Source organism: Heminiphilus faecis (assembly GCF_008728965.1).
GTDB lineage: Bacteria > Bacteroidota > Bacteroidia > Bacteroidales > Muribaculaceae > Muribaculum > Muribaculum faecis.
Genome location: NZ_VSMC01000011.1, coordinates 64,062 through 90,507, shown reverse-complemented (window position 1 = coordinate 90,507; position 26,446 = coordinate 64,062). Strand labels below are relative to the sequence as shown.

Here is a 26,446-nt window from a genome sequence, read left to right as displayed (position 1 = left end):
GATTACGGTAGTGTTATTTGCGTGAAGTGAGATACTTATCCACATTTTTTCTGATGCGCTCGGCGAGGTCGGTCTCGTCGGTCTTGACAAACGGCTCGCCGGTTATGTGCTCATACAGCTCGATATAGCGTTCGCTTACTGACTCGCAGTAGGCGTCGGTCATTTCAGGAACCTGTTGTCCGGGCTTGCCCATGAAGTCATGCTCTATAAGCCATTGACGTACAAATTCTTTTGAGAGCTGGCGCTGCGGCTCGCCTTTGGTGAAACGCTCCTCATATCCGTCGGCATAGAAGTAGCGTGAGGAGTCGGGGGTATGTATCTCGTCAATGAGGTATACTTTACCGTCGCGCTTGCCGAATTCATATTTTGTGTCGACAAGTATGAGGCCCTTTTCGGCGGCTATCTCGGTACCTCGCTTGAACAGGGCGCGTGTGTAGCGCTCCATCGTCTCATAGTCTTCCTTGCTGACGATGCCCTGTGCTATAATCTCTTCGCGCGATATATTCTCATCATGTCCTGCTTCCGCTTTGGTGGTCGGGGTTATGATGGGCTCGGGGAAACGCTCGTTTTCTTTCATGCCGTCGGGCAGCTTCACACCGCAGAGTTCGCGCATGTCTGCGCTGTAGTCGCGCCAAGCGCTACCGGTAAGGTAGCCGCGTATTATCATCTCCACACGGAAGCCCTCGCACTTCAGGCCCACGGTTACCATAGGGTCGGGGGTGGCGAGCTTCCAGTTGGGTACTATATCGGCGGTAGCGTCGAGAAACTTTGCCGCAATCTGGTTGAGCACCTGTCCCTTGTAAGGAATGCCTTTGGGAAGTATAACGTCAAATGCCGATATGCGGTCTGTTGCCACCATTACCATAAGGTCGTTGTTAATGTCATAGACATCACGTACTTTGCCGTGGTATACACTGTCCTGCCCCGGAAAGTTGAAGTCGGTCTGAGTTAGAGTTTTAGCCATTGCGATATAATTGAGTTGAAATTTATTGATTTCCGTTGTGGTGACGTTCTCCGGCTTCATTCTCTTTACGTAGATCGTCCCATTTCTGGTAAGCTTCGACTATGCGTTGTACGAGTTGATGGCGCACTATGTCTTTTTTGCCGAATTCTACCATGCCTATGCCCGGTACTCCTTTCAGTACTTTCAGTGCCTGTACAAGACCGGAACTTACCGTGCGGGGCAGGTCTATCTGGGTTATGTCGCCGGTTATTATCATCTTGGCGTTCATGCCAAGTCGGGTAAGAAACATCTTTATCTGATGTGTAGTGGTGTTCTGCGCTTCGTCAAGCACTATCATGGCGTCGTTTAGTGTGCGTCCTCGCATGAATGCAAGTGGCGCTATCTGTATGACGTTGGTTTCAAGGTATTCCTTGAGCTTAGCTGCGGGTATCATGTCCTCAAGAGCATCATACAGGGGCTGGAGATAGGGGTCTATTTTGTCCTTCATGTCGCCGGGCAGAAATCCGAGTTTCTCGCCGGCCTCTACGGCGGGCCGTGATAGAATGATCTTGCGTACCTCGCGATTTTTAAGCGCACGCACTGCAAGAGCGATGGCAACATATGTTTTGCCTGTACCTGCCGGACCGAGTGCAAAGGTGAGGTCGTTGTCGGTTACGGAGTTTACGAGCAGTTGCTGGTTGTCCGAGCGTGCCGATATGGGCTTGCCGTTGATGCCGAATATTATGACGTTGTCTGTTTTTACCTCTTTTGCGCCGGTGCCTTTTACTATGTCAAGTATTACGTCCTCGGTAAGTTTGTTGTATTGAGCACAGTATGCTTCAAGCTCTTTTATCTTTTTCTCGAAGTTTGCTGTCTCTTCCGGGTCGCCTATGACTTTTATTATCTGACCTCGTGCGGCCATACGCAACTTGGGAAACAGATTCCTTATCAGCTGCATGTTGCAGTTGTTTATGCCGTAGAAGCTGACCGGATCGACGTTGTCTATTATTATGATGCGTTCTATCATGTTGCGTGTTGATTAATACCAGTCGACACCGTTGGACTGTGATGACCGCTTGTCGTACTTCAAGTCCTGAAGCAGCGATGACTTGACCGATATATGGAAGTTGTAGCTCTTGTAAGGACCTACGGGTACGAAGCTCGCCGTCATGGTGAAGCAGTGCAGGTCGCGCGATATGTTACAGTTCATGTATGCCAACTTGTGGGTGTCGAAGTTGTAACTGGCGCTGAAGCCTAAGTTCCAGTTTTTGGTTGGCTGTATGTTGCCCGACAAACTCAGGTTCTGTGTTATGCGCGGGTCATACTCCATCTTCTTTTTGTTGAATTCGCCGTAACCGTAGTTGATCGAATAGTTAAATGTGAGACTCCATGGTACTTCCCATTTCATGTATCCGCCATCGCCTACTTCCATCTGCCGGTCCTCTTCGTCGCGACGGCGAGCCGTGTTGCGTCCAGAAAAGTTGTCGCCCTCGTCATCGTAGTCGTTTTCGTCTCTTTCGTTGTCGCTGTCGCCGGAGTTCTTGTTACGGTCTTTTTTGTCTTTTTTCTTAAACGTGTTGTTGTTGAACGTGTAGGAGAACGAGGTGCCCGTGCTTGACAGTCGTCCTATGCCTTTACCTGCTTTCCATCGTGGTATGTTGACGCGTACAGGATTGCCTGCTGAATTAAGCTGGTATGTATAGACGTCCCATGTCGCCGACAGGTTGAGGTTGAAGTTCTTGACGAGGCGCAGCAGCAATGAGGTGTTTATGTTGCTCCAGTTCATTGAGTCGGCGGCGAAGTTATAGCTTTGAGAAATCGAGAGGTTCTCTATAAGCGATATCTTCTTTTCTCCGATACTGTCGTTGGACTTGACTTTCATCTCAAGGTTGTTGGCAAGTGACACACTCAATATGCCTGACCGACCTTGTCCGGGTACACCGAAAAGCGCGTTGGGAAACATGGAGTACTTCTTGGTCACGGTCTCTCCCGCGCTGTTCTGATACTGGTACTGGTCATAGTAGCCGAAGAATGGCGACGCGAAGTCGGGAGCGCCTGAGAGTGATATGGACGGAGTGAGCACGTGACGTATCATCTTAACTTTATCGCCCAGAAATTTCATCGGCTGATAAAATCCGTACAGCTTGGTGTCGAGCGATACAGATGCCTGAAAATCCCAGACGTTGTAGAAGCCGTAGGTAGTGTCCATGACTTCGGCTGAAGCATTGGGGTCCCACTGACGTTTTACTTTGGACGTATACATGCGGTCATCAATACGAAGCGAAGGCGTGACGTTGATGTATTTGAACATGTTGAACGTGGCAGAGATGGGTATTGAGTGCTTCATGCCGTTGCGCCAGTCCTTTATCAGGCTCTTCTGGAAAAATTCATCTTGATTGGCTGTGAGCGAATTCTGGAAAAGTCCCGAGTAGGAGAGCTTTATCTTTTCATACCAGCGCTCTTTGCCCACAGCGCGTTTGCGCTTGAACGGATAAACCTGCGACATTGTCACCGTAAGGTTGGGAAACGATACTGCCAAGGTGGAGTCCTGCGTACGCTGGGCTATGTTGGCTGTCGTCGAGAATGACCATTTGGAGTTGGGGATTCGATAGGTCATATTGACGGTAGAACTTTTGGTGTTTTCTGTAAACGAGTTGCTGTAGTAGCTGTTGAGGTCGTTGCGGGTATAACCGCTCGTGGTGAAGTTGACACTTGCCGATAGGTTCATGTTGGGGTTGGCTTTTGTGTCCTGCGAGTGATTCCAAAGTATCTGGAAGTTGGTCTGTTTCGAGTAGTCGGGACTCCCTTTTTCACCATATATCGTGTTAAGATAGCTTATGTTGAAACTGCCCGAGTATTTGTAGCGTTTCACATAGCTTGACTGGGCCGATAGTCCCCACGAACCTTTGGTGTAAAGCTCACCGGTAAGCGCAAGGTCTATGTTGTCATTTATTGCGAAGTAGTAGCCGCCGTTGCTCAGATAAAAACCGCGGTTGTAATCGTCGCCGAATGTCGGAAATATTATACCCGAAGAGTATTTTTCGGAGAACGGGAAGTAGCCGAATGGCACGGCAAGCGGAAGCGGTAGTCCGGCAAGCACCATGTAGGCCGGTCCTGTGACTATGTTGCTTTTGGGGGTTACCTTTGCTTTCGTAAGCTGGAAGTAGAAGTGAGGATGCTCATGGTCGGAGCATGTGGAGTAGCGTCCGTTGCGCAGATAGTACTCGCCGCTTTCCATCTTCTTTGTCTGTCCGCCGGTCAGATAACCTTCGCCCTGCTCGGTGATAACGTCGGTTATAAAACCGCGTTGCGACTTGAAGTTATAGTTCATGGTCTGCGACTCGTACTCGCCGCTTTTGTCGGTAAATATCGGTGTCCCGGTCAGTTCTCCTAATGAGTCGGGACGTCCTACGGCATGTACGTTATTGGTAGCCATGTCCATTGACACTTCGGCTGCTGTAAGCTTCATGTCACCGTATGTGAGCTCGGCGTCGCCGTACATGTAGGCGCTGTTGCGGCCTATAAGTATCATGGAGTCCTTGGATGCAAAGTTGACGACGTTGTCAAGGTCTACTTTCTGCCGTACTATGCGCGATTTCCGCGTACTTTGCGGCACTTCGTCAGGATTAAAAACTTCGGCGACTGAGTCTGAGTCCATATCGCTCACAAGAGTGCGCCGATGAAGGTCGGCCGGTTCGAGAGCAACGGTCGAGTCGACCTTACTGCTGTCGATGCCTCCGAGTATACGGTCGCTTATGTCCGGCACGTTATCGGCGTGCTGACGGTTGGGCGACCCCGATGCTAAGGCTGATATGGCGCATAGCAGTACGATGGTTACAATATATAGATGAGAGTGTCTCAACTTGGATTGGCCTTTTTCTGATAAAAATTTTGCACAAAGATACTACATGACATGAGATTAAAAAAATTATATGTCCAAGTTTAGCAAATGTTAAAACCAAAATACGTAACTTTATGTTATATTTTTCTAAACGACTATTTATTTCTTGTGGGACATCTGATAAAAAATACTGCTGTAAGACGAGTGCTGAAAGTACTGATGTGGACGCTGATAGTGCTGCTGTCGGTGCCCGTTTTGCTATATGTTCCTTTTGTTCAGGATTTTGTCAAGGATGTGGCTCTGAAAGAAGTAGCCAAATCATCGGGCATGGTGATTGATGTTGACCGTTTCAGATTGAAATGGCCATTGCGTGTGGAGCTTGACGGAGTACGTGTCATACCCGCTCCCGGCGATACGATGGTCAATGCCCGGAGTGCATCGCTTAATGTAGAGATGTTGCCGCTGTTGTCGCTTGACATAAGAGTGGACGGACACTTGGAGGATGTGGATTATAGACTCGGAACTCCTGACTCGGTCATGTATCTTACTGCTGCCGTGAAGCGCTTTGACCTCAGTCCTTCGTCATATGACCTTAAGAACGCCAAGATCGATGTGAGCCGTGCCGTGCTTGACGGTGGCGATGTGACGCTGATTTTTAACGGCAATGACACTACCGCCACGCCATCAGACTCGGCCGCATCGGCTCCGCTGACAATAAAGGCGGCATACATAGAGTTGCGTGACATCAATTATCGCATGACGATGTTGCCGACAATTGATTCACTCGGTGCAAATGTGCCTTTGGCGGTGCTTCGCGACGGACTCGTGGATATGGCATCACGCCGCATCCATGCCGGTGCTTTGAGAGTTGACAGTGTGACAGCCGTATATTTTACTCCGTCGCCGGAGTACATTGCCGCTCATCCAGTCGATTCGTTGGCTCCGGTAGCTGATGCTGCTTCCTCTCCCGACAGTCTTATGTGGACCATAACCGGCGATACGGTCAGTCTTACGGGTCGGCGTGCCGTTTATGCCGTGCGCGGAGCGGAACCTCAGCCGGGACTCGACTTGAATTATCTGCAGGCCAATGACATAAACATACAGGTTGACTCCTTTTATAATAAAGGTGTGAATATCGAGGTGCCCATACGTCGTCTTGCGGCGGTAGAACGTTGTGGAGTCAAATTGGAGGCTTCGGGACGTTTCTCGATGGATACTACATCTATGCGGGCTGAGCGCTTCGATATATCTACATTGTTTTCTTCGATAAAATTCAATGCGCTTATGGGTATGGGCGACATTATGTCAGACCCCGAGATGCCGTTGCAGTTGCGTGCGCTGGCCCGCATAGGCATTCCCGACCTCGAGCTGTTGATGCCTTCGATGAAGCCTATGCTTAAGAGCGTACCCCGATATAACGACATGACTGTTGACGCCGACATTGACGGTACTGCCGGCAGCCTTTCCATAAAACGGCTGGATGCGGCTTTGCCCGGTTACATGAATGTGTCGGTCAACGGTGTCGTGCGCAACATGATGTCGCCCGACAATCTCGGCGGACATGTGAATATTGACGGCAATCTTAAAAATGTGAATTTTATCAAGCCCACACTTCTTGAAGCGAAGCTGGCCAAGCAGGTCAATCTGCCGCCCGTAAGACTTGACGGGTATGTGGATATGAACCGAGGTGCTGTTAAAGGCAATATGAAAGCTGTTACCGGAGAGGGAAGTGTGCTGCTCAATGCCGATTGGAACGGACGTGTGGAGAGTTATGATTTGGACATGGCCATGCGCGAGTTTCCTGTAAGTGCCTTCCTGCCGGAAATGGGTATAGGTAATATAACGGCCGATGCCAAGGTCACCGGACGCGGTTACTCGCCGTTTTCACCCAAGACTTCAGTCGATGCTGTTGTCGACATCACTTCGGCCGAGTATCAGAAAGTTACGTATTCAGCCATAAGGCTTTGGGCAAGTCTCGACACCGGTTATGTCGACGCGGGACTTCTGTCGATGAATCATGATGCCAATTTTGACTTGTCGATTTCGGGCAATATCGCTGACGACGATTATATAATGGATTTTGAAGGCGATGTGCGCAATCTTGACTTGAAGGCTCTCAATCTGTCACCTACGGAGTCGCGCGGCTCTTTTTCGCTGGAGGGCCGGGGGCATATACGTCCCGGTGACGGATTCTACGATGCCGACATGACAATAGACAATTTCGAGTGGCTGATGCCTGACCTGCCGGTCGCTACTCCGTCTATAAAGGCGTCGGTCTACGCTACCGACTCGTCGACAGTAGTGTCGGTTGACAACGAGTCGCTTCATGCCCGGTTTATTGCCGGCTGTTCGATCGACACATTGGCTGCGCGTTTCGCTTCCGGCATGGAGGTTATTGACCGTGAGATTGCGGGTCGGCGTATATTTGTCGATTCGATACAGCGTGAGTTGCCTCGCTTTGTCCTGTCGGTCAACTCTGGTGCCAACAGTATAATAAGCGACTTCCTCGCTCCTTCCAAGACTTCGTTCCGGCAATTGTCGCTTAACATAGACAATGATTCGCTATTTCATCTTAACGGTGCCGCGACTGGTATAAAAACCGGTGACACGCGCATAGACTCCGTGGGCATAAGTGCCATGCAACATGGTAAATTCCTCCTTTACCGTGCCAAGATGAACAATCGTCCGGGCACATTTGACAGCTTTGCTCATGTTGATGTCACCGGCTTTCTTGCCGACCAGAACCTTGCTTTGTTTCTTAATCAGTCAAACATCAAGGGTGATACCGGTTTCAAGTTGGGCTTCAATGTTACGGCTATCGATTCGCTGCTCACTCTGCGCATGACTCCGCTTGACCCGGTCATCGGCTATAAAAACTGGTCGCTTAACAAAGATAATTTCATATCATATAATTTACTTACCCGTCATATAGACGCCAATCTCGCTTTGACCAACGGCGACAGCCATTTAAAAATCTATACCGAACATGATGCGCTCGGTTCGGCTTCGCAGGAAGACGTTATTGTCAACGCCTCGGGAATTCAGCTTGCCGACTGGCTCGCTCTGTCGCCTTTCGCACCTCCGGTCAAGGGTATAGCCGGAGCTGACATACGTCTTGGATGGGATGCCGAGACCAAGTCGATAGAGGGTAACGGTGCCGTGTCGCTCGACGACCTCACATACGGTCGCGACAGAGTCGGCTCATTCCTGCTCGATGTCGGTCTTACAACCAATACTTCCGGTGTGGTCAAGGCCTCGACGTCGCTGATGGTCGACAGCATGAAAGTCATTACAGCCGTCGGCGCTCTCAACGACAGTACGGCAAGCAATCCGTTTATGCTTGACTTCTCGATGATACACTTCCCGTTGCGTATCGTGAACCCGTTCCTTCCGCCGGGCATGGCCAAGCTATCCGGTATGCTCAACGGACGTATGGACATAACCGGTACTATGACTTCGCCGGTGTTCAACGGCTATCTTGATTTTGATTCTACAGCCGTGTCGGTTGACATGATAGGATCGGCATTCCGTTTTTCGGAGGATAAAATTCCGGTTGACAGCAATATCGTGAAGTTTGACCGTTACACTATATCGGGTCTTAACGAGAACCCGTTGTACATCGACGGTACGGTGGACATAAATAACCTGACATCGCCTAAAATAGAGCTCGACATGAAAGCGCGCAATATGCAGGTCATAGGGTCGAAGCGAGGCAAGGGCAATGACATTTATGGCCGCGGATATATCGATCTTGACGCCGACGTGAAAGGCAACATGAGCTTCATGCGTGTCGACGCCTCGCTCAACCTGCTTGAGGGCAGCAACGTGACCTATGTGGTCAATACAGTGTCCAACACGTTGTCGGCCGGTGTCACCGACGACGATATGGTTCACTTCGTGCAGTTCTCCGACACTGCCGCCGTGCTCGATGCCGACACAGTGCCTGCCGGCGAGCTCGCTCTTATGCTCGATGCGCGTCTTATCGTGTCGCAGGGTACTACGATAAATGTCGACCTAAGTGCCAACGGACAGGACAAAGCGTCGATACAGGGATCGGGCAATCTTACCTTCCACATGTCGCCTTTCAGCGACATGAGTCTGACCGGCCGCTATAACATTGACAAGGGCTTCGTGCGCTACACCCCGCCTCTCATGTCGCAGAAAAACTTCGACTTCGAGAGCGGCAGTTACATAGCCTTTAACGGCGACATGCTGAACCCGATTCTCAATCTGCATGCCCATGACACGATGAAGGCCAATGTCACCGAAAGCGGACAGAACTCAAGGCTCATCAACTTTATTGTGTCGCTCAACGTGACCAATACCTTGAGCAATATGGATGTGGCCTTTGACTTGTCGACCAACGACGACATCACCATACAGAACGAGCTTGAGACCATGAGCCCGGAGCAGAGAGCCAATCAGGCCATGAACCTGTTGCTGTACAACGTATATACGGGTCCCGGCACTAAGGCGTCGGCCAATCTGAGCGGCAATCCTCTGTTCTCGTTCTTGACTGCACGTCTTAATTCTTGGGCGGCCAACACGATAAAAGGTGTCGACATATCGTTCGGTATTGACCAGTATGACCGCACTTACGACGGAGCCACCTCGACCACTACAAGCTACAGTTACAGGGTGAGCAAGTCGCTGTTCAACGACCGCTTCAAGATTGTGGTGGGCGGCAATTACTCGACCGACTCCAATATGGACGAGAACTTCTCGCAGAATCTCATAAACGACATATCGTTTGAATACATGCTTAATCGAAGCGGCTCGATGTATGTAAAGCTATTCCGTCATGTCGGTTATGAAAGCATACTCGAGGGCGAGGTCATACAGACCGGTGTCGGCTTTGTATACAAGCGTAAGCTCGCTTCGCTCCGTGACCTGTTCCGTTTCGGACGCCGTCCCGAGGAGCCGGCAGTGGCTCTCCCTGTGGAAGACGGCACGCTAAACGTAAACCATAAAAAAGATGACACGAATAAGTAATATGACCCTCCGTTGTTTTTTCAGACTGTTTGCTTCAGCCATGGTCGTGTCGCTTGTGTCGTCATGCTCGACGACAAAGCGCCTCGGACCCGATGATGTGCTCTATACCGGAGTGAAAAAAATCGAGATTGTAGGCGCCGATAACCAGAAAGTGCCGGGCAGTGTCAAGGCAAAGGTCGAGACGGCTGTCGATGTGGCGCCCAACAACTATATAAAGGCTTTGAAATGGCGCTATCCGTTTCCGCTCGGATTGTGGGTCTACAACAACTGGCCCAATCCCGAGAAGGGGTTTAAACACTGGATTTACGAGAAGTTGGCCGAGGAGCCGGTGCTGGTGGGCGATGTGCGTCCACAGTTGCGTACCAAAATGATCGAGACCGAGCTTGACAACTCCGGCTATTTCCGTAACACCGCTTCTTACGAACTCATATATAATAAAAAGAATCCCAAGAAAGCGAAGATATTCTACCGCATTGAGACCGGTCCGGGCTATCTGCTCGACTCCATCGAGTTGCTCCCCGATACATGTCATCTGTATCATAAGATTGACTCTTTGGCGCGTGTGTCGACATATCTTAAGCCGGGCAACCGTTACTCCACCGACTCGTTGAGCGTGGCTCGTACAAAAATCACCAATTCCCTGCGCAATCTCGGCTATTATTTTTTCCGTCCGGAGTACATCGAGTATCTTGCCGATAGTACGATAACGCCCGAGCGCATAGCGTTGCGCATGACCATAGCGCGCAATACTCCGAAATTCGCGAAGAGCCGTTTTCGCACCGGCGACATAACCGTGTATGTAAACCGCAATCAGGGCGGAGGCACTCCCGATACCACAGTGACGCGTCGCGGCACTATAATCAGGATGATGCCGTCCAAACTGCGCACCGGACTTATACCCGGATGCGTCACTTTCCGCGAGGGCAAGACTTTCTCCGTGAGTGATATGAACCGTACACAGACTTATCTGTCGCGCCTCGGCATATTCAACTACATCAATATAGAGGCCATACCCGATACGACCTCGGCCACACCTACGCTTGATGTGGCCATAGAGTGTACATTCGACGCTCCTTATGAGGCGAGCATCGAGGCTAATGTGGCGTCCAAGTCCAACAGCTACATAGGCCCCGGTGTCACAGTGTCGGTCACCAACCGCAACCTCTTTGGAGGCGGCGAGCAGCTCAGGGTAGGTCTTACAGGCGCATACGAGTGGCAGACCGGTCACGGCAGTGGCGGTTCGATGTTCAACAGTTATGAGATAGGTATTAACAGTTCGCTTGCGTTTCCGCGACTGTTGCTGCCGCGGTTCATAGGTCTGTCGCGCCGCAATCTCAACTGGACGCGTTTCACACTCAATGCCGACCTGCTCAACCGGCCTCATTATTTCAACATGGCCCAGTTCAGTGCCTCGATGAATTACGACTGGCAGATGCGCCGCTACTTTACCTATACGTTCACTCCTTTGAAGCTGACATTTATAAAGATGATACGCACCACCGAACTGTTTGACTCCATAATCGGGGCCAATCCGGCTGTGGGACTGAGTTTCCGCAATCAGTTCATACCGCAGATAGGGTGGTCCATGATCTATGACCGGGCCATGAATCGCGACAATCTTATAAATGTGCAGGCTTCTGTGGCCGAGGCCGGCAATCTTATGTGGACGTTGTGGCGTGCATGTGGTGTGCGCGGCGAGAAACGTTTGTTTGGCATGCCGTTCTCGCAGTTTGTCAAGGGCACGGCGCAGGTGGTTTATTCAAGGCGTCTGAGCGGCGAAAACTGGTTGGTCACACGAGTCTTCGGCGGTATAGCCCACGCTTACGGCAACTCTGCCGAAGTGCCTTATAGCGAGCAGTTCTATGTAGGTGGCGCCAACTCCGTCAGGGCCTTTGCCGTGCGCAGTATCGGTCCGGGCAGCTATCACCCCGCCGGTGACCGCGACAACAACTTTGACGAGACCGGTACATTTAAGTTTGAGTTCAACGTCGAGTACAGGTTTCCTATTGTAGGGCCGCTTCATGGAGCCTTGTTCCTTGACTCGGGCAACGTATGGCTATTGAAGGATGATCCCGAGCGTCCCGGTTCGAAACTTGAGGGAAGCACATTTTTCAAGGATTTGGCCGTGGGTACCGGAGTGGGTCTGCGCTTCGACATAAGCATGCTCGTGCTGCGCGCCGATCTCGGCATAGGTATTCATGCTCCGTATGACACCGGCAAGAGCGGTTATTACAACATGCGCTCATTCAAGGACTCGCTCGCTTTTCACCTCGCTATCGGTTATCCTTTCTGACAGCAATAGACACGATTGGCTGTAACTATAGTTAACGCCGTAAGTTAAATTTGTTAAAATTTGCTTACGGTGTTTATATTTTTACTCGATATATGGTTTTGGAAGTTAAAAAGACTTATATTTGCAATTACTTACTTCATATGATGTATGGCTTTAATCATGATATGAAGGTGTGATTGATAAAGATAGTTAGATAAGACATTAAGAATTAGGATTGTGAAGAAAAAAGTGCCGGACGGCACTTTCAGTTACCACGCACACGTGGCAACTGATTCCGGTCTATGCGTCCTCTTCGTATCTGCTCTCTTTATCTACTGTGGTTTAAGATAGAAATAGTGATAAATAATTAATGTAAAACTAAACTACTCTTGCATGAAGAACATTTGTTTTCAAATGACCAGGAAGACATGGCTCGTTGCAGCGATGCTGCTGTGTTTTTCCTTCCCGGCACTCGCGCAGAATATTACCGTAACGGGTACTGTGTCCGATAATACGGGAGAACCCCTTATCGGAGCGAGTGTAATGGCTAAAAGCACTACCGTAGGTACCGCCACTGACATTGACGGTAATTACACTTTATCTGTGGCGCCTGATGCCGTCCTTGTCTTTTCCTATGTAGGCTATAACACACAGGAAGTACCGGTCGACGGACGCTCTACCGTTGATGTGGTGCTTAGTGAGAACACAGTGGTGCTTAACGAAGTCGTGACTATCGGCTACGGTGTCGTTAAGAAGAGCGATGCTACCGGTTCGGTCGCAGTCATCAAGCCCGATGAAATCGAGGCCGGTCTTGCTACCTCGGCGCAGGATATGCTCGTGGGTGCATCGCCGGGTGTCGTTGTCACTACCGATGGCGGCAGCCCCCAAGGTAGCGCCAATATCATGATACGTGGTGGCGCTTCACTGAAAGCGTCCAATGAACCTCTTATCGTGATCGACGGTGTGCCTATGGAGCGCGGCAATGTGGCCGGAGGCTCCAATCCTATCGGACTCGTTGCTCCTGAGAATGTGGAGTCAATGACAATCCTGAAAGATGCTTCAGCTACGGCTATTTACGGTAGCCGTGCGTCAAACGGTGTCATCATCATCACTACCAAGAAGGGTAAGAGCGGCAAACCGCAGGTAAACTTCTCGGCCAATATGTATATCAACACTCCCCGCAAGACCATGAGTATGATGAGCGGCAATGAGTATGCTGACTTCATCACCTCTTATTACGGCGCAGACTCCGATCAGGCAGCAGCTCTCGGTCAGAATGGTGTCATCTATAATACAGACTGGCAGAAAGAAATATTGCGTACTACAGTGTCGAGCGATTATAACCTGAGTGTGGGCGGAACCGTAGGTTTCCTGCCTTATCGCGTGGCTGTCAGCTATACCAACAATAACGGTATAATCAAGACCTCACGAATGGACCGTGCTACAATGGGTATCAATCTTACTCCCAAGTTCTTTGACGGTCTGCTTCAGGTAAGTGCCAATGTTAAGGGTGCTTACATCAACAACGGATATAACGAAGGTGGAGCGTTGGGTAGCGCGGTCAGCTTTAATCCTACTCTGCCCGTATATAATCCTGACGGCAACGCGTTCCTGAATTATACGTCTTATACCAATGCGGGTGGTCTTGCAGGTCCCGATACAGGGCTTTCGCTTAATGGTCTTGCCTCACTTAACCCGGCTTCGTTGATAAATGAATATCACAAGAGCGCCAAAGTATATCAGTCGGTAGGAAATCTTCAGTTTGACCTTAAGATGCCTTTCCTTCCCGAACTTCGTGCCAACCTCAATCTCGGTTATGACTACAGCCACGGTGAGGAGATAGACTATAATACTCCTTTCTCACCCGCTGCTTACCGTGCAGGTCATTATGTGCCGGGGTCTGATGATCCCGTGAAAGACGGTTATGGCACATGGAACAAGCGCAATGAGGAACGTTATAATCTTCTATTGGACTTCTACCTTAATTATAATAAGGAGTTTGATGCCATCAAGTCCAATCTTGATGTTACCGCAGGCTATTCTTGGCAGAAATTCCGCAAAAGCGGCCATAACTTCTCACGTGTGCAGGATGGTGCTGACGATGCCGGCTACATGCGTAGTCCTGTCAAGTATTTCAGCACTCCCTATCAGCTTGTATCGTTCTTCGGACGTGTGAACTACAGTTTTATGGAACGTTATCTGCTCACAGTCACCGTACGTGCCGATGGTACTTCCCGATTCTCAAAGGATAACCGCTGGGGTACTTTCCCCTCTGTGGCTCTCGGTTGGCGTATTATCGATGAAGACTTCATGTCGGGTGTGCGTAATACAATGAATGACCTTAAGCTGCGCCTTGGCTATGGTGTCACCGGTCAGCAGGATCTCCCCGACATCTACTTCCCATATATGCCTATATATGGAGTGAGCGACAATCTTAATGAGCGTTATCCGATAGATGGCAATAACCAGTTCCTTGTGACTCCCGCAGCATTCAACGCCGATTTGAAGTGGGAGGAGACAACAACTTGGAATATCGGTCTTGACTTCGCATTCCTGAACAACCGCATCAGCGGTAGCGTAGACTGGTATCAGCGCAAGACAAAGGACCTTCTGACTTATGCCAATTATCCTGCCGGCTCCAACCTGTCCAACGCCGGTGACCTAAACCTCGGCGACCTCCAGAATACCGGTCTTGAATTCAACTTGCTGACTCGTCCGGTCGTTACGCGTGACTTCACTTGGTCAAGCAATATCAACGTGGCATGGAACAAAAACAAGATCACACGTCTTGCTGACGGAGCCGACTCGACTACCGGCGGTATCGGCAACGGTGTAAACGTACAGAAACATCAGGAGGGCTTCCCGGCTTACAGTTTCTGGGTATATGAGCAGGTTTATAATCCTGACGGCACTCCGCTCGAAGGTGTCTTTGTTGACCGTAACGGTGACGGCACAATCACCCCCGACGACAAGTATCTGTATCACAGCAAGGACCCCGCGGTGACTCTTAACTGGCAGAATACATTCAATTACAAGAACTGGGACCTCGGGTTCTCGCTTCGTGCAAGCATTGGCAACTGGGTTTATAACCGCAACGAGTCAAACAATGCGTTTATTTCAGCTACTTCTACCGCTCCTCTTAGCAACTTGCTTAACAATGTATATCTCTGGAAGAGCACGCGTACTACGGAACTTATCACAAGCGATTACTTTGTACGTAACGCCAGCTTCCTCCGATGCGACAACATCACTCTTGGCTACACTTGGCCTGAATTGCTCAACAATCAGATGCGTCTGCGTCTTTACGGTGCCGTACAGAATCCTTTCGTGATCACCAAGTACAAAGGTCTTGATCCTGAAGTATTCAACGGTATAGACAATAATATATATCCGCGTCCCGTGACATTCTCGGTTGGTGTTGTGGCATCGTTCTGAGTAATGGATTAGCAATAAGTTACTAACAGTTAAGTATTATCATTTATGAAATTATTAAAATATATGACTATTGGTGCGGTGGCATTGTCTATGTCAGGACTTGCTTCTTGTGTCAATGACCTTGATCTTACACCCACCGACCCGAACATAAAGACTGAACTTACCACTGCCGAGGAGTGGAACGGCTATTTCGGCAGTCTGTATGGAGGCTTTTTGTATGTCGGTAATTTGTCGACCTCCGACGGTGGCGCCGGTACTTTCATACGCTGTCATTGGAATCTTCAGGAGATAACCGCTGATGAAGCCATTGTGTCAAACAAGTGGAATGACCCCGGCTATGTAGCTCTCAACTTCAATACATGGCTTAATGACAACGAATGGGTATATGCAGCTTTCTCGCGTGAGTTTTACACCGCGCGCCAGTGTACCGAATTTATCGACAAGGCCGACGGTGCCAAAAGTGTCCTTTCAGAAGAAGAGGTGGAGGCTATGAAGGCCGAGGCACGTGTGCTCCGCGCTTATGCTTACTATTGCATGATCGACCTTTTCGGACGCGGTCCTTGGGTGCCCGGCACACCTACTGGAGCCACTCCTCCTACATATGACCGCAAGCAGTTATTTGACGCTACTGTGGAGGACCTTGTCAATGTCATAAACGAAGGCCATGTGCGCCCTGCGGCTACACAGGCTTACGGCCGTGTATCGCGTGAAGCCGCCTACATGCTTCTTGCCAAGCTGTATCTTAATGCAGGTGTTTATACCGGTACTCCCATGTGGAGCGAGTGTGCGGCGGCATGCCAGAAAGTTCTTGAGACTATAAACACTCTCGCACCTACTTACAAATATCTTTTCTGCGCTACTAATGACCGTTACGTAGGCAATGGCGAAATCCTGTGGGCTGTACCGCAGCAGGTAGGCTCTATGGAAACATGGGGTGGTACTACCGGTCTTACCGCTGGAGCTTATATAGAGACTATACCTCAGGAGGTACTTATGAGTCTCGGTGCTATTGTTGACGGGCAGTCAGTGTGGTCAGGTTATCGTATGCGCCCTGAACTTTCATTGGCGTTTGACATGGTAGACAAGCGTCGTCTTATCTATGAAGGCGATTTTAAGGTCGGAGTTGAGAATCTTGACAGCTATGATGTGGATTCCGACGGCTATATGTGTATCAAGTATACTTACACCACTGAGGAAGACTATCTCAACACTGCCGGTGTGAAGCAGGGTACACAGGTGTGCAATGCCGATTATCCTGTGTTCCGTCTTGCCGATACATACCTTATGCTGGCGGAGTGTCAGCTCAACGGTGTAGAGTGCAATGGCAAGCTGTATTTTGACAAAGTGCGCGAACGCGCAGGTCTTGACCCTGTGGCTCTTACTGCCGACAATCTTCTTAAAGAGCGTCAGTGCGAGCTTTACTGGGAAGGACACCGCCGCAGCGACCTCATCCGCTTCGGAAAATATACAGGATCGGTTTACAACTGGTCATGGAAGGGTGGCGTTTATGAAGGTGCCGCTATCGACTCTTACCGTTCGGTATTTGCCATACCTTATCAGTATGTGGCAACAGTGGGTCAGAACCCCAATTATTAATTAGGATTGTTAAAGTCTAAAATTTACGAGAAATGATTAAAAAACTATCGATATTTTTCGCTGTCGCAGCGGTAGCTCTCGGCTTTACGGGCTGTAAGGACGATAACGATCCTGTATATCAGGAACCGACCGATGCTACGGAATTTAAATTGAATACTCCGGCTTTTGCCAGCCAGTTCTATCAGCTCTCACCCGACGGATTGATGACGCTTACCGTCGAGACCCAGCCTGACTACGGCTTCGTGTCATCGGTGCTTTATAGTGCTGAAATATCCCTTGACAAAACAAGTGTGTATCCGGTTACTCCCGACCAGCGTACCAATACTGTCATGCAGCTTAAGGAGAACGATATAGCCGTAGGTATGTGTAACCTTGCAGGTATCACTGACCGTGACGGCTGGGATGCCAATCCGGTGGCGCAGGGAGTGCAGAAGCTCTATGTGCGTGCTGTGGCCCAACTTTCCGGCGTGGAGTCGAGCCGTGTTGTATCGAACTGGGTGGAACTTCCGCAGGTGCAGGGCTTCTTTGCCATACCTTCGCCCGGCTTCATCTACTTTATTGGTGCGGCCAGCGGATGGAAGGCTCCTTCGCCCGATAATGCCGAAGCTCTCGCTGACTGGCGACTCTGGGAAAGCGAGACAGCTATCGGGTCAGGCATCTATTCTGCCGTATTCACTATTCCTGCCGGACAGGCCCAGTTCAGATTCTATACCGAGCTTACTGCTGCAGGTTGGGATAACCCGACAGGTACACTTGGTGCCCGCGAGGAGAATGATGACAACGAAGACATCACACTCATCGACGGCACATATCAGGGAAGCTATGTGATAGGTAAAGGCAACTGGCAGATACCCGAATGGACCGAGGATGGCGAACTGACCATTGTCGTTGATACAAACAACAAGACCGTTCAGTTTACCAAAGGTGCCCAGCAGATATACACTCCCCGCTATATTTACATGGTAGGTCAGATAGCAGGCGGTTGGTGTCCACCTACGGTTGCAAACAAAGACAAATTGATTGAGCTTGTTGATAAGACCGAAAGTGATATTTATACTGCTACGATTGATGTGCCTGCCGGAACCGGTGCGTTCAACTTCCGTTTCGCTAAAGATTTGGTCGACATGCCTGATAATGACGCTTGGGGCGCTGCGGAATGGATAGGATGTCCCGAGGGCAACGATTTCGAAATCGATCTGCCTTATACCGGTCAATGCGATGCCGGTCAAAATAACTGGAAGGTCATGAATCTATCCGACGGCGGTAAATTTACCGTGACTGTCGATCTTGGCGCCATGAGTGTGGATTTTGCCGAAGTTACCGAGTAAATATTAATACAAAAATTGCTTTAAATCGATATGAAGAAATTAGCATTATATTCATTGGTGGCGTTCGGGTTGGCTTTCGCCGCATGTGACGAAGTGGAAGACGCTACGGGTACCCCCGTGGTGAATCCCCAAGAACCGGTTTTTGAGGCTTCCAATGTCACGGTGACCAATTCTGCTGTTGCCGATGCCGTCATTGACTTGTCGGAATACATGACTGAAATACCCGATCCCGATACTCCCGACACCCCTGACGCTGATCCTGCGGCTGTCGACCAGACTCCTATCGAGATTGCCGCAGTTGAGGTTAAAGACCTCCCCGAGGGCTACACTCTGGCATTTGCCATGCAGATGGCTAAGGACGAGACTTTTGCCGATCCCGCCGAGATACCGGCTGTATATGCCGACGGTAAGGTGTTTGTTATGCCTGAAGATGTTGAGAACGGTTATTGGGCTAAGATCACACACAGCCCTAAAGAACGTGCTGTGGCAGTCCGCTATGCCGCTTATATTGTAAATGAGGAGAACCCTAACATAAACAGGGTGCGCATCGGTGGCCCGGACTTCTTCTATGGTCCGCTGTCGGTTAAGATTCTTCCGCTTGACAGGCTTACTATTAGTCCTACATATTACCTCGTAGGTACTGCCAACGGCTGGGACTGGAACGCAGGTATTCAGTTTGAACACTCCGATGCAGATGTATATGACGATCCTGTGTTTGTCATCAAGAACATCGATGTCGACGAAGCCACGGCTGAAGCCGGATGGTGGTGGAAGATAATTCCTGTGAACGGCAAGGAGGAAAATGTTGTCGGAGTTTCCGTAAACGGCGATGACGCCCTTGAGGGTACTCTCGATGACAAGGCTCCTCAGGCTGGCGCTCTGAAGGAGGCCGGTCGCTGGAACTTCTATATCAATATGGAGGAGATGACCTACCGCTTCGAGAAGGTGCCCGCTGTGCTCTATGTGCCCAACAAGATCAACGGCTGGACCGATGCAGGTATCGTGTTCAGCGGCGACTATACCAGCTATCAGGGTCTTGCCGGTATCAATCCCGGTGACGGCGGCTTCAAGTTCAAGACCGAGGCCGGTGTATGGTACGGAGCAGGCGAAGAAGCCGGTACTCTGACTACCGACGGTAGCGCCGGTAACCTCGGTAGCGCCGACATGGGCCCGACAGGTCTGTATTATCTCACAGCTAATACCGAGGATATGACCTACACTTACGAGGCCATAAGCAGTGTGGCTCTGATTGGTAATGCCACTGACGCCGAATGGGATCCTGCAGCTGCCGTAGAACTTACTCCGAGTGACGACTTTGAGACTTGGACGGTGACAACACATCTCAAAGCGGGCGAGTTCAAGTTCATGACGGAACATGACTGGGGCAAACCCAACTTGGGAGGCAGTCTGGATGACCTCCGCTTCGGCGCAGGCAACTGCTCGTTTACCGGAGCCGAGGGTGAATATGTAATCACTCTGTCGCTCGCACAGTTCCCTTACAGCTGTACCGTACAGCCTAAGTAAATTAGCTGACCCATATGACAAAGGCCGTAAACCACGATGGTTTACGGCCTTTGCTGTTATAAGACCGATTGGTCTTATCTGTGATGTCTTACAGTGAGGCTGTAGATGTATTTGCGGCCCGGAAGCCAGCGGTGGTCGGCTACGCCCTCGCCGAGCCAGTATAGTGCTGCGGCATACGAGCGGTCTTCAGTAAAGAGTTGGTCATAGGGGGTGGTTGCATCGGGCCATATGACAGTTCCCGTAGCCGGGTCTATGACGCGGTATGCCACTTCTATTCTCGCTCCGCCCCAGTTGCCCTCGATAGGACCCAGTTCCGACGGTATATAGAAGTTTGTGCAGCCCCCGTCAATGTCGGTGTAGCTGTCGGTAAGTACAAGATGGTCGGGCGATGCTTCAAAAAGTGTATAATTGGCGTCGGCACCCCACGCCGACCATATGCCTTCCGCGTTGTTGCCGGGTCGGGTAGTGATTTTGGGCAGATAATAATATCCGCTTGTCGGAAAGCCTTTGATTGATATTTTTTTCACTATTATGCGGCTGTCGGGGTTGCCGGAGCGTATCCTGACTGCCACGCAACTGAGTATGTGTATGAAATTGAGACGCAGGCGCGCCGAGGTCTGTATGGCGTCAAGGCAGGTCGATACGAGTATGTCGTTCTTGCCGTTGAGCCGCTCTATTCTGATAACGTTTTCCCAGCTGAGATTTATCTCCAGTGGTGTGTCGGCCGGACTTACGGCATAGAAGTCCACGGGAGTTTCAGGCCACATGACTGCCGGAGAATAGTGCCAGCTGTTGCTGCCTGTTCTTACGACAGTCACGTGCTCCATTATGGGTATGCCTCCTGTGTAGGCCGAAACTGAAAATTCGCGTATGTTTTCTGTTGTTACGATGTCGCGTTCGCTTTCGGCATCGAAAGTTATGTAGGGCGACGGCTCATCGGCCGGGTCGCTCTTACACGCGGTAGCCGCCAATAATATAGCGAGGACCGCAGCAGCCGATGCCGTGAAGTGAGCAGTCATGGAGGTTACAGTATGTCGGGCGCGTCATCGTAGTTCTGGTAGTCGTCGACAGTGATGTCGAAGTCGATTTTGCCGGAGCCGTCCTCGGGTACATCTATCTTAAGCGTGTAGATGTAGCGTCGGCCGGTATCCCACGACGAGGTGACTGCTGTTCTTAGCGGGAATACGATGTAGCCGGCGCCGGTAGACTCGTCGTAGTTGGTGTCGCTCTTGGCTGGCCATATCTTTGAGCTTGAACTTTCGTCATATATCTCGCAAAGCAGTTTCACGCAGCTGCCTGTGTAGCCGTCGGCCGTCTTTACTGCCTCTTCAAGAGGTTGCGGCAGGGCAAATATATAGCCTGTGTTGTTCGGGACCGCTTCGGGCTGGGCACTGTTTAGTGTTACAGGCGCATTGTCATTATAGACCGGTATGCTTTCGGTGTACTTCAGGTCGCTCCACGTGCCTCGGGTCTCGTCGGATGATATGTTGGCTTCGGTTGTTTCTTTCGGGTAGTTGAACGACCCGATCGATTTTATGCCGTCAAGCGACAGTCCGTGTATCACGACTTTTATGTCATCGCGCTTGCGGGCGCACTTCAGATTGACCTGCGATAGTGCGTGGCGGAAGTTTACGACAAGCTGATTGTTGCGTACATTGGTGCTTGTTCGGCTCTCATTCATGTTTACGGCGTATAGCAGGTCGGTCTTGCCGGTGTTTATGAAGTCGGGTATGTTGGGGTTCTCGGGGTTGTTCTGTGTGGCTGTCTTGATAGTCGGGCTTATAGAGAAGAAGTTGAGAGAATCGTCTACCGGCCAGTATATGACGGGATCGGACGACCACTTGTCACCTATCTTCTCGACATCGACGCCGTTTTCGCCCATGTAGTGTTCGCCGTTGGCAAACGCCCACACCTTGAAGTTGTTGATCGTTGCGGTGGTGGTGACTTCGCTCCGTGCCTTGGGTACGGTGGCGGTAAATGCTATGGCTTGATCGGTGACAGGTACGTTGATCTCGTCATGATTGTTGGAACATGATATGACCGATGCAGCTACGGCCATAAGTATTGTTACTTCCCATTTCATAATTATGAAGCTTTATGTAAGATTTGGATTTGACAGTATATAGTTAGGATTATAACATCCGAGTCAGTTGCTAAGTTCGATTTCGACGGTCTCCCAGTTATCGACATCCACACCTATGCCGCCTTCGCCTCCGGGACCGGAGTTATCGGGCTCGGGCAAGGTTATGCCGTTGACTGTTATTTTCACATCGAGCGGGTCGTCAGCTTCACGCACCTGCCGGGTCACGTCGAAGTCATAGCAGTACTTCTTTCCGTCGGTAAGCCAGAAAAATAGTTGCAGCCGGCATCGCGACTGCTGGTTGTCGACGCACCCCCACGTATAGAGCGCACCTGAGGCGGAGTCGGCTGATGTCTGTTGCAAAGCTCCCGGCACGGTCACCGCCTCGTTGCCCTTTATGGCTCCGGCAAGATATATCTCGCCGGCCAGTCCGGTAACGGCGGCGCACATGCGTGCCATGCCCTCAAGCCCTTTTATGCCGGTTATCAGGTAGTTGTAGCGTGCCACTACCGCTACCGGCCTGAACAGAGCAGTGGAGTCATTAACGACAAGGCCGTCTGTTGAGTAGAGCCACAACGGGTCGGGCTGCACAAGCACGCGCTGGTCCGTATCGGCACGCGATTCCGGCCCGGGTCCGTACCACGTCTCTGACAGTCCGTCGAAGAGATTGCCCTCGTGTGTATATGCTTTGCCGGTGAAGTAGTTGCCGGTATTGCCGAAGCTAAGGTTTTCGGTGTCGTTGTTGTAGGTTATGGCCCGTGCCGAGTCTTGCGGAACGCCAATATATCCGCCTGCGGGGTGTAGGTCATATCGCCACGGCATGCCTTCTGTCCCGACATCATAAATAAGCACGGCCATGCCTTCAGGGCTGGCACCGGGAGCTTGGCTCCAGTCATAAAGCACTTCTATGTCGCGCAGGGGTACATCGGGAGTACACAGGCAGTGCTTGTCACACGGCCCGCATGATGTCGCAGCAGAGACGACGAGTAACGCCAATATGTAACCGATCCCTCTCATCGGTTATATAACATATACATGAATATATAGGTTTGTGGTGATATTGTCAAAAAACGCGTAAGCGCCTGCGGGCGATTCCCAAAATGCAAAAACAGCATAATTATTAAGTGTTAAATGTTAATATAGTTAATAATGTTTAAATGGGGGGGGTATGTTAATGATATTTAAAAGAAATAGAGCTATCTTTGTCAGAGGAAATTGGATTTATGCAATCGATTGAATGCTAATCATGGCAATTTGTCAATTAAATAACTTAATTATTCACATTTTCAAAGTATGAAAAAGCTGTTTTTATTCTTTGTGGCAGTTATGGCTGCCCTGATGGTCTCGGCGCAGACGATGCGTACCGTGACCGGACAGGTGGTCAGTGCCGCCGACGGCGAGGCGCTTGTAGGCGCCACAGTAATGCCGATAGGGGGTGGACAGGGTACATCGACCGATATGTCGGGCGAGTTCCGTCTATCTGTTCCCGATAATGTAAAAATCCTGCAGGTATCTTATGTGGGCATGGAGACCGTTAAGGCCGAAATCAAGGCCGGTCATATGACCATCGCGCTCCGCAGCACTGACAACAGCCTCGACGAGGTTATGGTCGTGGCCTACGGTACAGCCAAGAAGTCATCGTTTACCGGTGCTGCATCAACAATCTCGTCATCTGCGATCGAGAAACTTCAGGTGTCCAATGTCAGCAAGGCTCTCGAGGGTGCCGCTCCGGGTGTTCAGGTAGCCATGCAGTCGGGTCAGCCCGGTACGAGCGCCACCGTCCGCATACGCGGTATCGGCTCCATCAACTCGAGCTCCAATCCTCTTTATGTAGTCGACGGTATGCCTTACGAGGGAAACATCGCTGCCATCAACCCCAACGACATCGAGCAGATCAACGTACTTAAAGACGCCGCTTCAACCGCACTTTACGGTAGCCGCGCTGCCAACGGTGTAATCATGATCTCGACCAAGAAGGGCCGTGACCAGAAAAACAAGGTGACTTTCGAGGCCCGTATAGGTAGCAACTCGCGCGGTATACCCAACTACGACATAATAACCGATCCCGGTATGTGGATGACGACGCAGTGGACTGTGCTTCGCAACCGTGCCATAGCCGGCGGTGCCACTGAAGCCGAGGCCGGAGCCCAAGCATCGGCCAGTCTGTACGGCAACGTGGGCTACAACCCCTTCCGATGCGACAACAACGCTATCGTGGATGCCAACGGCAACCTCACCAGCGCTCCTCTGCTCTGGTATGACAACTGGAGCGACGAAGCTATCAGCAATGGCCTCCGTCAGGAGTACAACGTAGCCGTTCAGGGCGGCAACGAGCGTGGCACTCACTTCCTGTCGCTCGGCTGGCTCGAAGACGAGGGTATCATCAAGAACTCCGACTTTTCGCGTCTGTCCATGCGTGCCAGCGGCGATTATCTTGTGACCAAGTTCTTAAAGATCAACGGTAATGTATCTTACTCCCGCGGAGTGCAGAACAGCCTCAACATATCGTCACTCAGCAACTATTCCAATACATTCGCTTTCATCCAGCAGGTAGCGCCGGTATATCCCGTATATGCATATGACGCCGACGGCAAGCGTATCTATGCCGAGGACGGCTCGCCCGTGTTCGACTTTGGAAGCGGACAGTACGGTACCCGCAAGTATGCTCCCAACTCCAATGTCGTAGCCAGCGACAAGGCCAATCAGAACAAAGTCCTCACCGACAACTTCGCAAGCCGCTTCGGTGTCACTCTCGACATATGGAACGGACTTAAATTTCAAGCCAACGGCGGTTACGACGTGACCAACACCCAGCAGGACCGCTTCATGACCCCGACATTCGGCGACGCCCAGAATGTCAACGGCCGCGGCTACAAGTATCGCACCCGTCTCGAGACCTATACCGTCAACGAGTTGCTTACCTACACCAATACTTTTGCCGACAAGCATAATATCGATGTACTCGCCGGTCACGAGAACTATAAGATGAAGTACAACTATCTTAACGCCTCAAAGACCAACTTCTTCGATCCGGCCATCCCCGAGTTCGACAATGCCATAAACATGGACAACATATCGTCGTACACCGATACATATACCGTTGAATCGTGGCTGGGACGACTGAATTATGACTATGACAACCGTTACTATCTCTCGGCCTCGGTTCGCGGTGACGGCTCGTCACGCTTCGCGAAGGGCAACAAGTGGGGTACTTTCTGGTCGGTAGGCGGTTCTTGGCGTCTGTCACAGGAGGAGTTCTTCAAGGGTGTGACTTGGGTCGACAATATGTCTATACGCGCAAGCTACGGTAGTGTCGGCAACGATGACATCTACTATCCGATGACAACAACAAGCAACTACTATCCCTCCAAGACACAGTACGGCGTATCCAACTCCGACGGTCAGTTTGCGGTGTCAAAGTACTATGAGGGCAATCCCGACATCACTTGGGAGACATCCTACAACTTCAATGCCGGTGTGAGCGCCCTGTTGCTCGACAACCTGCTCAATATCGACATCGAGTACTTCAACAAGCGCACCAAAGACATGCTCTACAACGTGCCTCAGCCGCCGTCGTCGGGTGTCAGCTACATCTCGCGCAACGCCCTTACCATGGTCAACCGCGGTATCGAGTTTACGCTTACGGTCAATGTGCCCCTTCCCACGGACTTCATGTGGAGCTGGACATTCACCGGCACCCACTATAAAAACAAAGTCACCGACATACCCGTCGACAAGCAGGTCGAGGGCATAACGCACGACGCTTACTACAATATTCGCGAGGGTCGCAGCGTATGGGACTTCTATTACTACCGTTTTGCAGGTCTTGACGATAGCGGTCACGCCACATGGTACCGCGACCAGACCGACGCCGACGGCAATGTGGAGATGGTGCCCGTGACCGACTACACTCAGGCCACCAAGTACTATATCGGTACCGCCATACCCGACTTCCAAGGAGGTATAACCACCAACTTCGCGTGGAAAGGCATAGACTTCTCGATCGCCACCAACTACCAGATAGGAGGCGACATATATGACGCCATGTATGCCGGAATGATGCATGCCGGCAGTATGCAGGGCTACAACTGGCACAAAGACATACTCAACGCATGGACTCCGCAGAATACCGACACCGACGTGCCTGTACTTGACGGTTCACAGAATGCCAACACATTCTCAGACAAGTATCTTATAGGCGCCGACTACTTCAACCTGCGCAACATAACGCTCGGCTATTCGCTGCCTTCAGCTTGGCTGCGCAAGGCCTATCTTGAGAAAGCGCGTGTGTATGTGGCAGCCGATAACGTAGCTCTCTTCTCGCGCCGTAAGGGTCTTGACCCGCGTCAGTATGTATACGGTCAGTCACAGGCCAACTATTCGGCTATACGTACCGTGTCTTTCGGACTTTCGTTAACATTCTAATTCATCATAA

At 50.7% G+C, this 26,446-nt stretch carries 13 protein-coding genes; 7 read left to right on the top strand and 6 right to left on the bottom strand.

Features of this window, described 5'->3' with window-relative positions; genetic code table 11:
• Positions 1-13 precede the first annotated feature (13 nt).
• The 3 genes from FW767_RS06470 to FW767_RS06460 are packed head-to-tail and all read right to left on the bottom strand — an operon-like array spanning position 14 to position 4,805.
• Positions 14-964 (bottom strand): phosphoribosylaminoimidazolesuccinocarboxamide synthase, encoded by a 951-nt coding sequence (locus FW767_RS06470; RefSeq protein WP_121698449.1) that lies wholly within the window; start codon positions 962-964, stop codon positions 14-16.
• 22 nt (positions 965-986) lie between these two features.
• Positions 987-1,970 (bottom strand): PhoH family protein, encoded by a 984-nt coding sequence (locus tag FW767_RS06465; protein ID WP_121698450.1) that lies wholly within the window; start codon positions 1,968-1,970, stop codon positions 987-989.
• Between the two features lie 12 nt (positions 1,971-1,982).
• A complete protein-coding gene (locus tag FW767_RS06460) occupies positions 1,983-4,805 on the bottom strand; it encodes a putative LPS assembly protein LptD (protein ID WP_121698451.1) in 2,823 nt (940 codons plus the stop codon).
• A 147-nt stretch (positions 4,806-4,952) separates the two neighbouring features.
• Here FW767_RS06460 and FW767_RS06455 point away from each other — a divergent pair, with 147 nt between their 5' ends.
• The 6 genes from FW767_RS06455 to FW767_RS06430 all read left to right on the top strand — a co-directional run bounded on the left by FW767_RS06455 (position 4,953) and on the right by FW767_RS06430 (position 19,931).
• On the top strand, positions 4,953-9,776 hold the full coding sequence (locus tag FW767_RS06455; RefSeq protein ID WP_205523841.1) for a translocation/assembly module TamB domain-containing protein: 4,824 nt from the start codon (positions 4,953-4,955) through the stop codon (positions 9,774-9,776).
• Positions 9,760-12,069 (top strand): translocation and assembly module lipoprotein TamL, encoded by a 2,310-nt coding sequence (gene tamL / locus FW767_RS06450; protein ID WP_235898074.1) that lies wholly within the window; start codon positions 9,760-9,762, stop codon positions 12,067-12,069. Before FW767_RS06455 ends, tamL begins: the two co-directional genes overlap by 17 nt.
• A 393-nt stretch (positions 12,070-12,462) precedes the next feature.
• Positions 12,463-15,483 (top strand): SusC/RagA family TonB-linked outer membrane protein, encoded by a 3,021-nt coding sequence (locus tag FW767_RS06445; RefSeq protein WP_150980414.1) that lies wholly within the window; start codon positions 12,463-12,465, stop codon positions 15,481-15,483.
• 45 nt (positions 15,484-15,528) lie between these two features.
• The gene (locus FW767_RS06440; protein ID WP_121698455.1) at positions 15,529-17,079 is read left to right on the top strand and encodes a RagB/SusD family nutrient uptake outer membrane protein; all 1,551 of its coding nucleotides are present in this window, start codon (positions 15,529-15,531) and stop codon (positions 17,077-17,079) included.
• 32 nt (positions 17,080-17,111) lie between these two features.
• Positions 17,112-18,407 (top strand): hypothetical protein, encoded by a 1,296-nt coding sequence (locus tag FW767_RS06435; RefSeq protein ID WP_121698456.1) that lies wholly within the window; start codon positions 17,112-17,114, stop codon positions 18,405-18,407.
• 30 nt (positions 18,408-18,437) lie between these two features.
• Positions 18,438-19,931: a SusF/SusE family outer membrane protein gene (locus FW767_RS06430; RefSeq protein WP_121698457.1), complete on the top strand. Its 1,494-nt coding sequence runs from the start codon at positions 18,438-18,440 to the stop codon at positions 19,929-19,931.
• Between the two features lie 74 nt (positions 19,932-20,005).
• Here the strand turns inward: FW767_RS06430 and FW767_RS06425 are convergent, their stop codons facing one another.
• The 3 genes from FW767_RS06425 to FW767_RS06415 form a co-directional block, all read right to left on the bottom strand.
• A complete protein-coding gene (locus FW767_RS06425; RefSeq protein WP_121698458.1) occupies positions 20,006-20,950 on the bottom strand; it encodes a fimbrillin family protein in 945 nt (314 codons plus the stop codon).
• 5 nt (positions 20,951-20,955) lie between these two features.
• Complete coding sequence (locus FW767_RS06420) at positions 20,956-22,014, bottom strand: fimbrillin family protein (protein ID WP_121698459.1); 1,059 nt, start codon at positions 22,012-22,014, stop codon at positions 20,956-20,958.
• A 63-nt stretch (positions 22,015-22,077) separates the two neighbouring features.
• On the bottom strand, positions 22,078-23,028 hold the full coding sequence (locus tag FW767_RS06415) for a DUF5119 domain-containing protein (RefSeq protein WP_121698460.1): 951 nt from the start codon (positions 23,026-23,028) through the stop codon (positions 22,078-22,080).
• 276 nt (positions 23,029-23,304) lie between these two features.
• On the opposite strand from FW767_RS06415, the gene FW767_RS06410 reads away from it, so the two are divergent.
• Positions 23,305-26,436 carry a SusC/RagA family TonB-linked outer membrane protein gene (locus tag FW767_RS06410; protein ID WP_121698461.1) on the top strand — a complete coding sequence of 1,044 codons (3,132 nt, stop codon included), beginning with the start codon at positions 23,305-23,307 and terminating at the stop codon, positions 26,434-26,436.
• The last annotated feature ends 10 nt before the right edge of the window (positions 26,437-26,446 follow it).

Coding starts and splice junctions, on each gene's coding strand:
- FW767_RS06470 (WP_121698449.1), bottom strand. CDS start 964: ATGGCTAAAACTCTAACTCAGACCGACTTCAACTTTCCGGGGCAGGAC.
- FW767_RS06465 (WP_121698450.1), bottom strand. CDS start 1,970: ATGATAGAACGCATCATAATAATAGACAACGTCGATCCGGTCAGCTTC.
- tamL (WP_235898074.1), top strand. CDS start 9,760: ATGACACGAATAAGTAATATGACCCTCCGTTGTTTTTTCAGACTGTTT.
- FW767_RS06445 (WP_150980414.1), top strand. CDS start 12,463: ATGACCAGGAAGACATGGCTCGTTGCAGCGATGCTGCTGTGTTTTTCC.
- FW767_RS06440 (WP_121698455.1), top strand. CDS start 15,529: ATGAAATTATTAAAATATATGACTATTGGTGCGGTGGCATTGTCTATG.
- FW767_RS06435 (WP_121698456.1), top strand. CDS start 17,112: ATGATTAAAAAACTATCGATATTTTTCGCTGTCGCAGCGGTAGCTCTC.
- FW767_RS06430 (WP_121698457.1), top strand. CDS start 18,438: ATGAAGAAATTAGCATTATATTCATTGGTGGCGTTCGGGTTGGCTTTC.
- FW767_RS06425 (WP_121698458.1), bottom strand. CDS start 20,950: ATGACTGCTCACTTCACGGCATCGGCTGCTGCGGTCCTCGCTATATTA.
- FW767_RS06420 (WP_121698459.1), bottom strand. CDS start 22,014: ATGAAATGGGAAGTAACAATACTTATGGCCGTAGCTGCATCGGTCATA.
- FW767_RS06415 (WP_121698460.1), bottom strand. CDS start 23,028: ATGAGAGGGATCGGTTACATATTGGCGTTACTCGTCGTCTCTGCTGCG.
- FW767_RS06410 (WP_121698461.1), top strand. CDS start 23,305: ATGAAAAAGCTGTTTTTATTCTTTGTGGCAGTTATGGCTGCCCTGATG.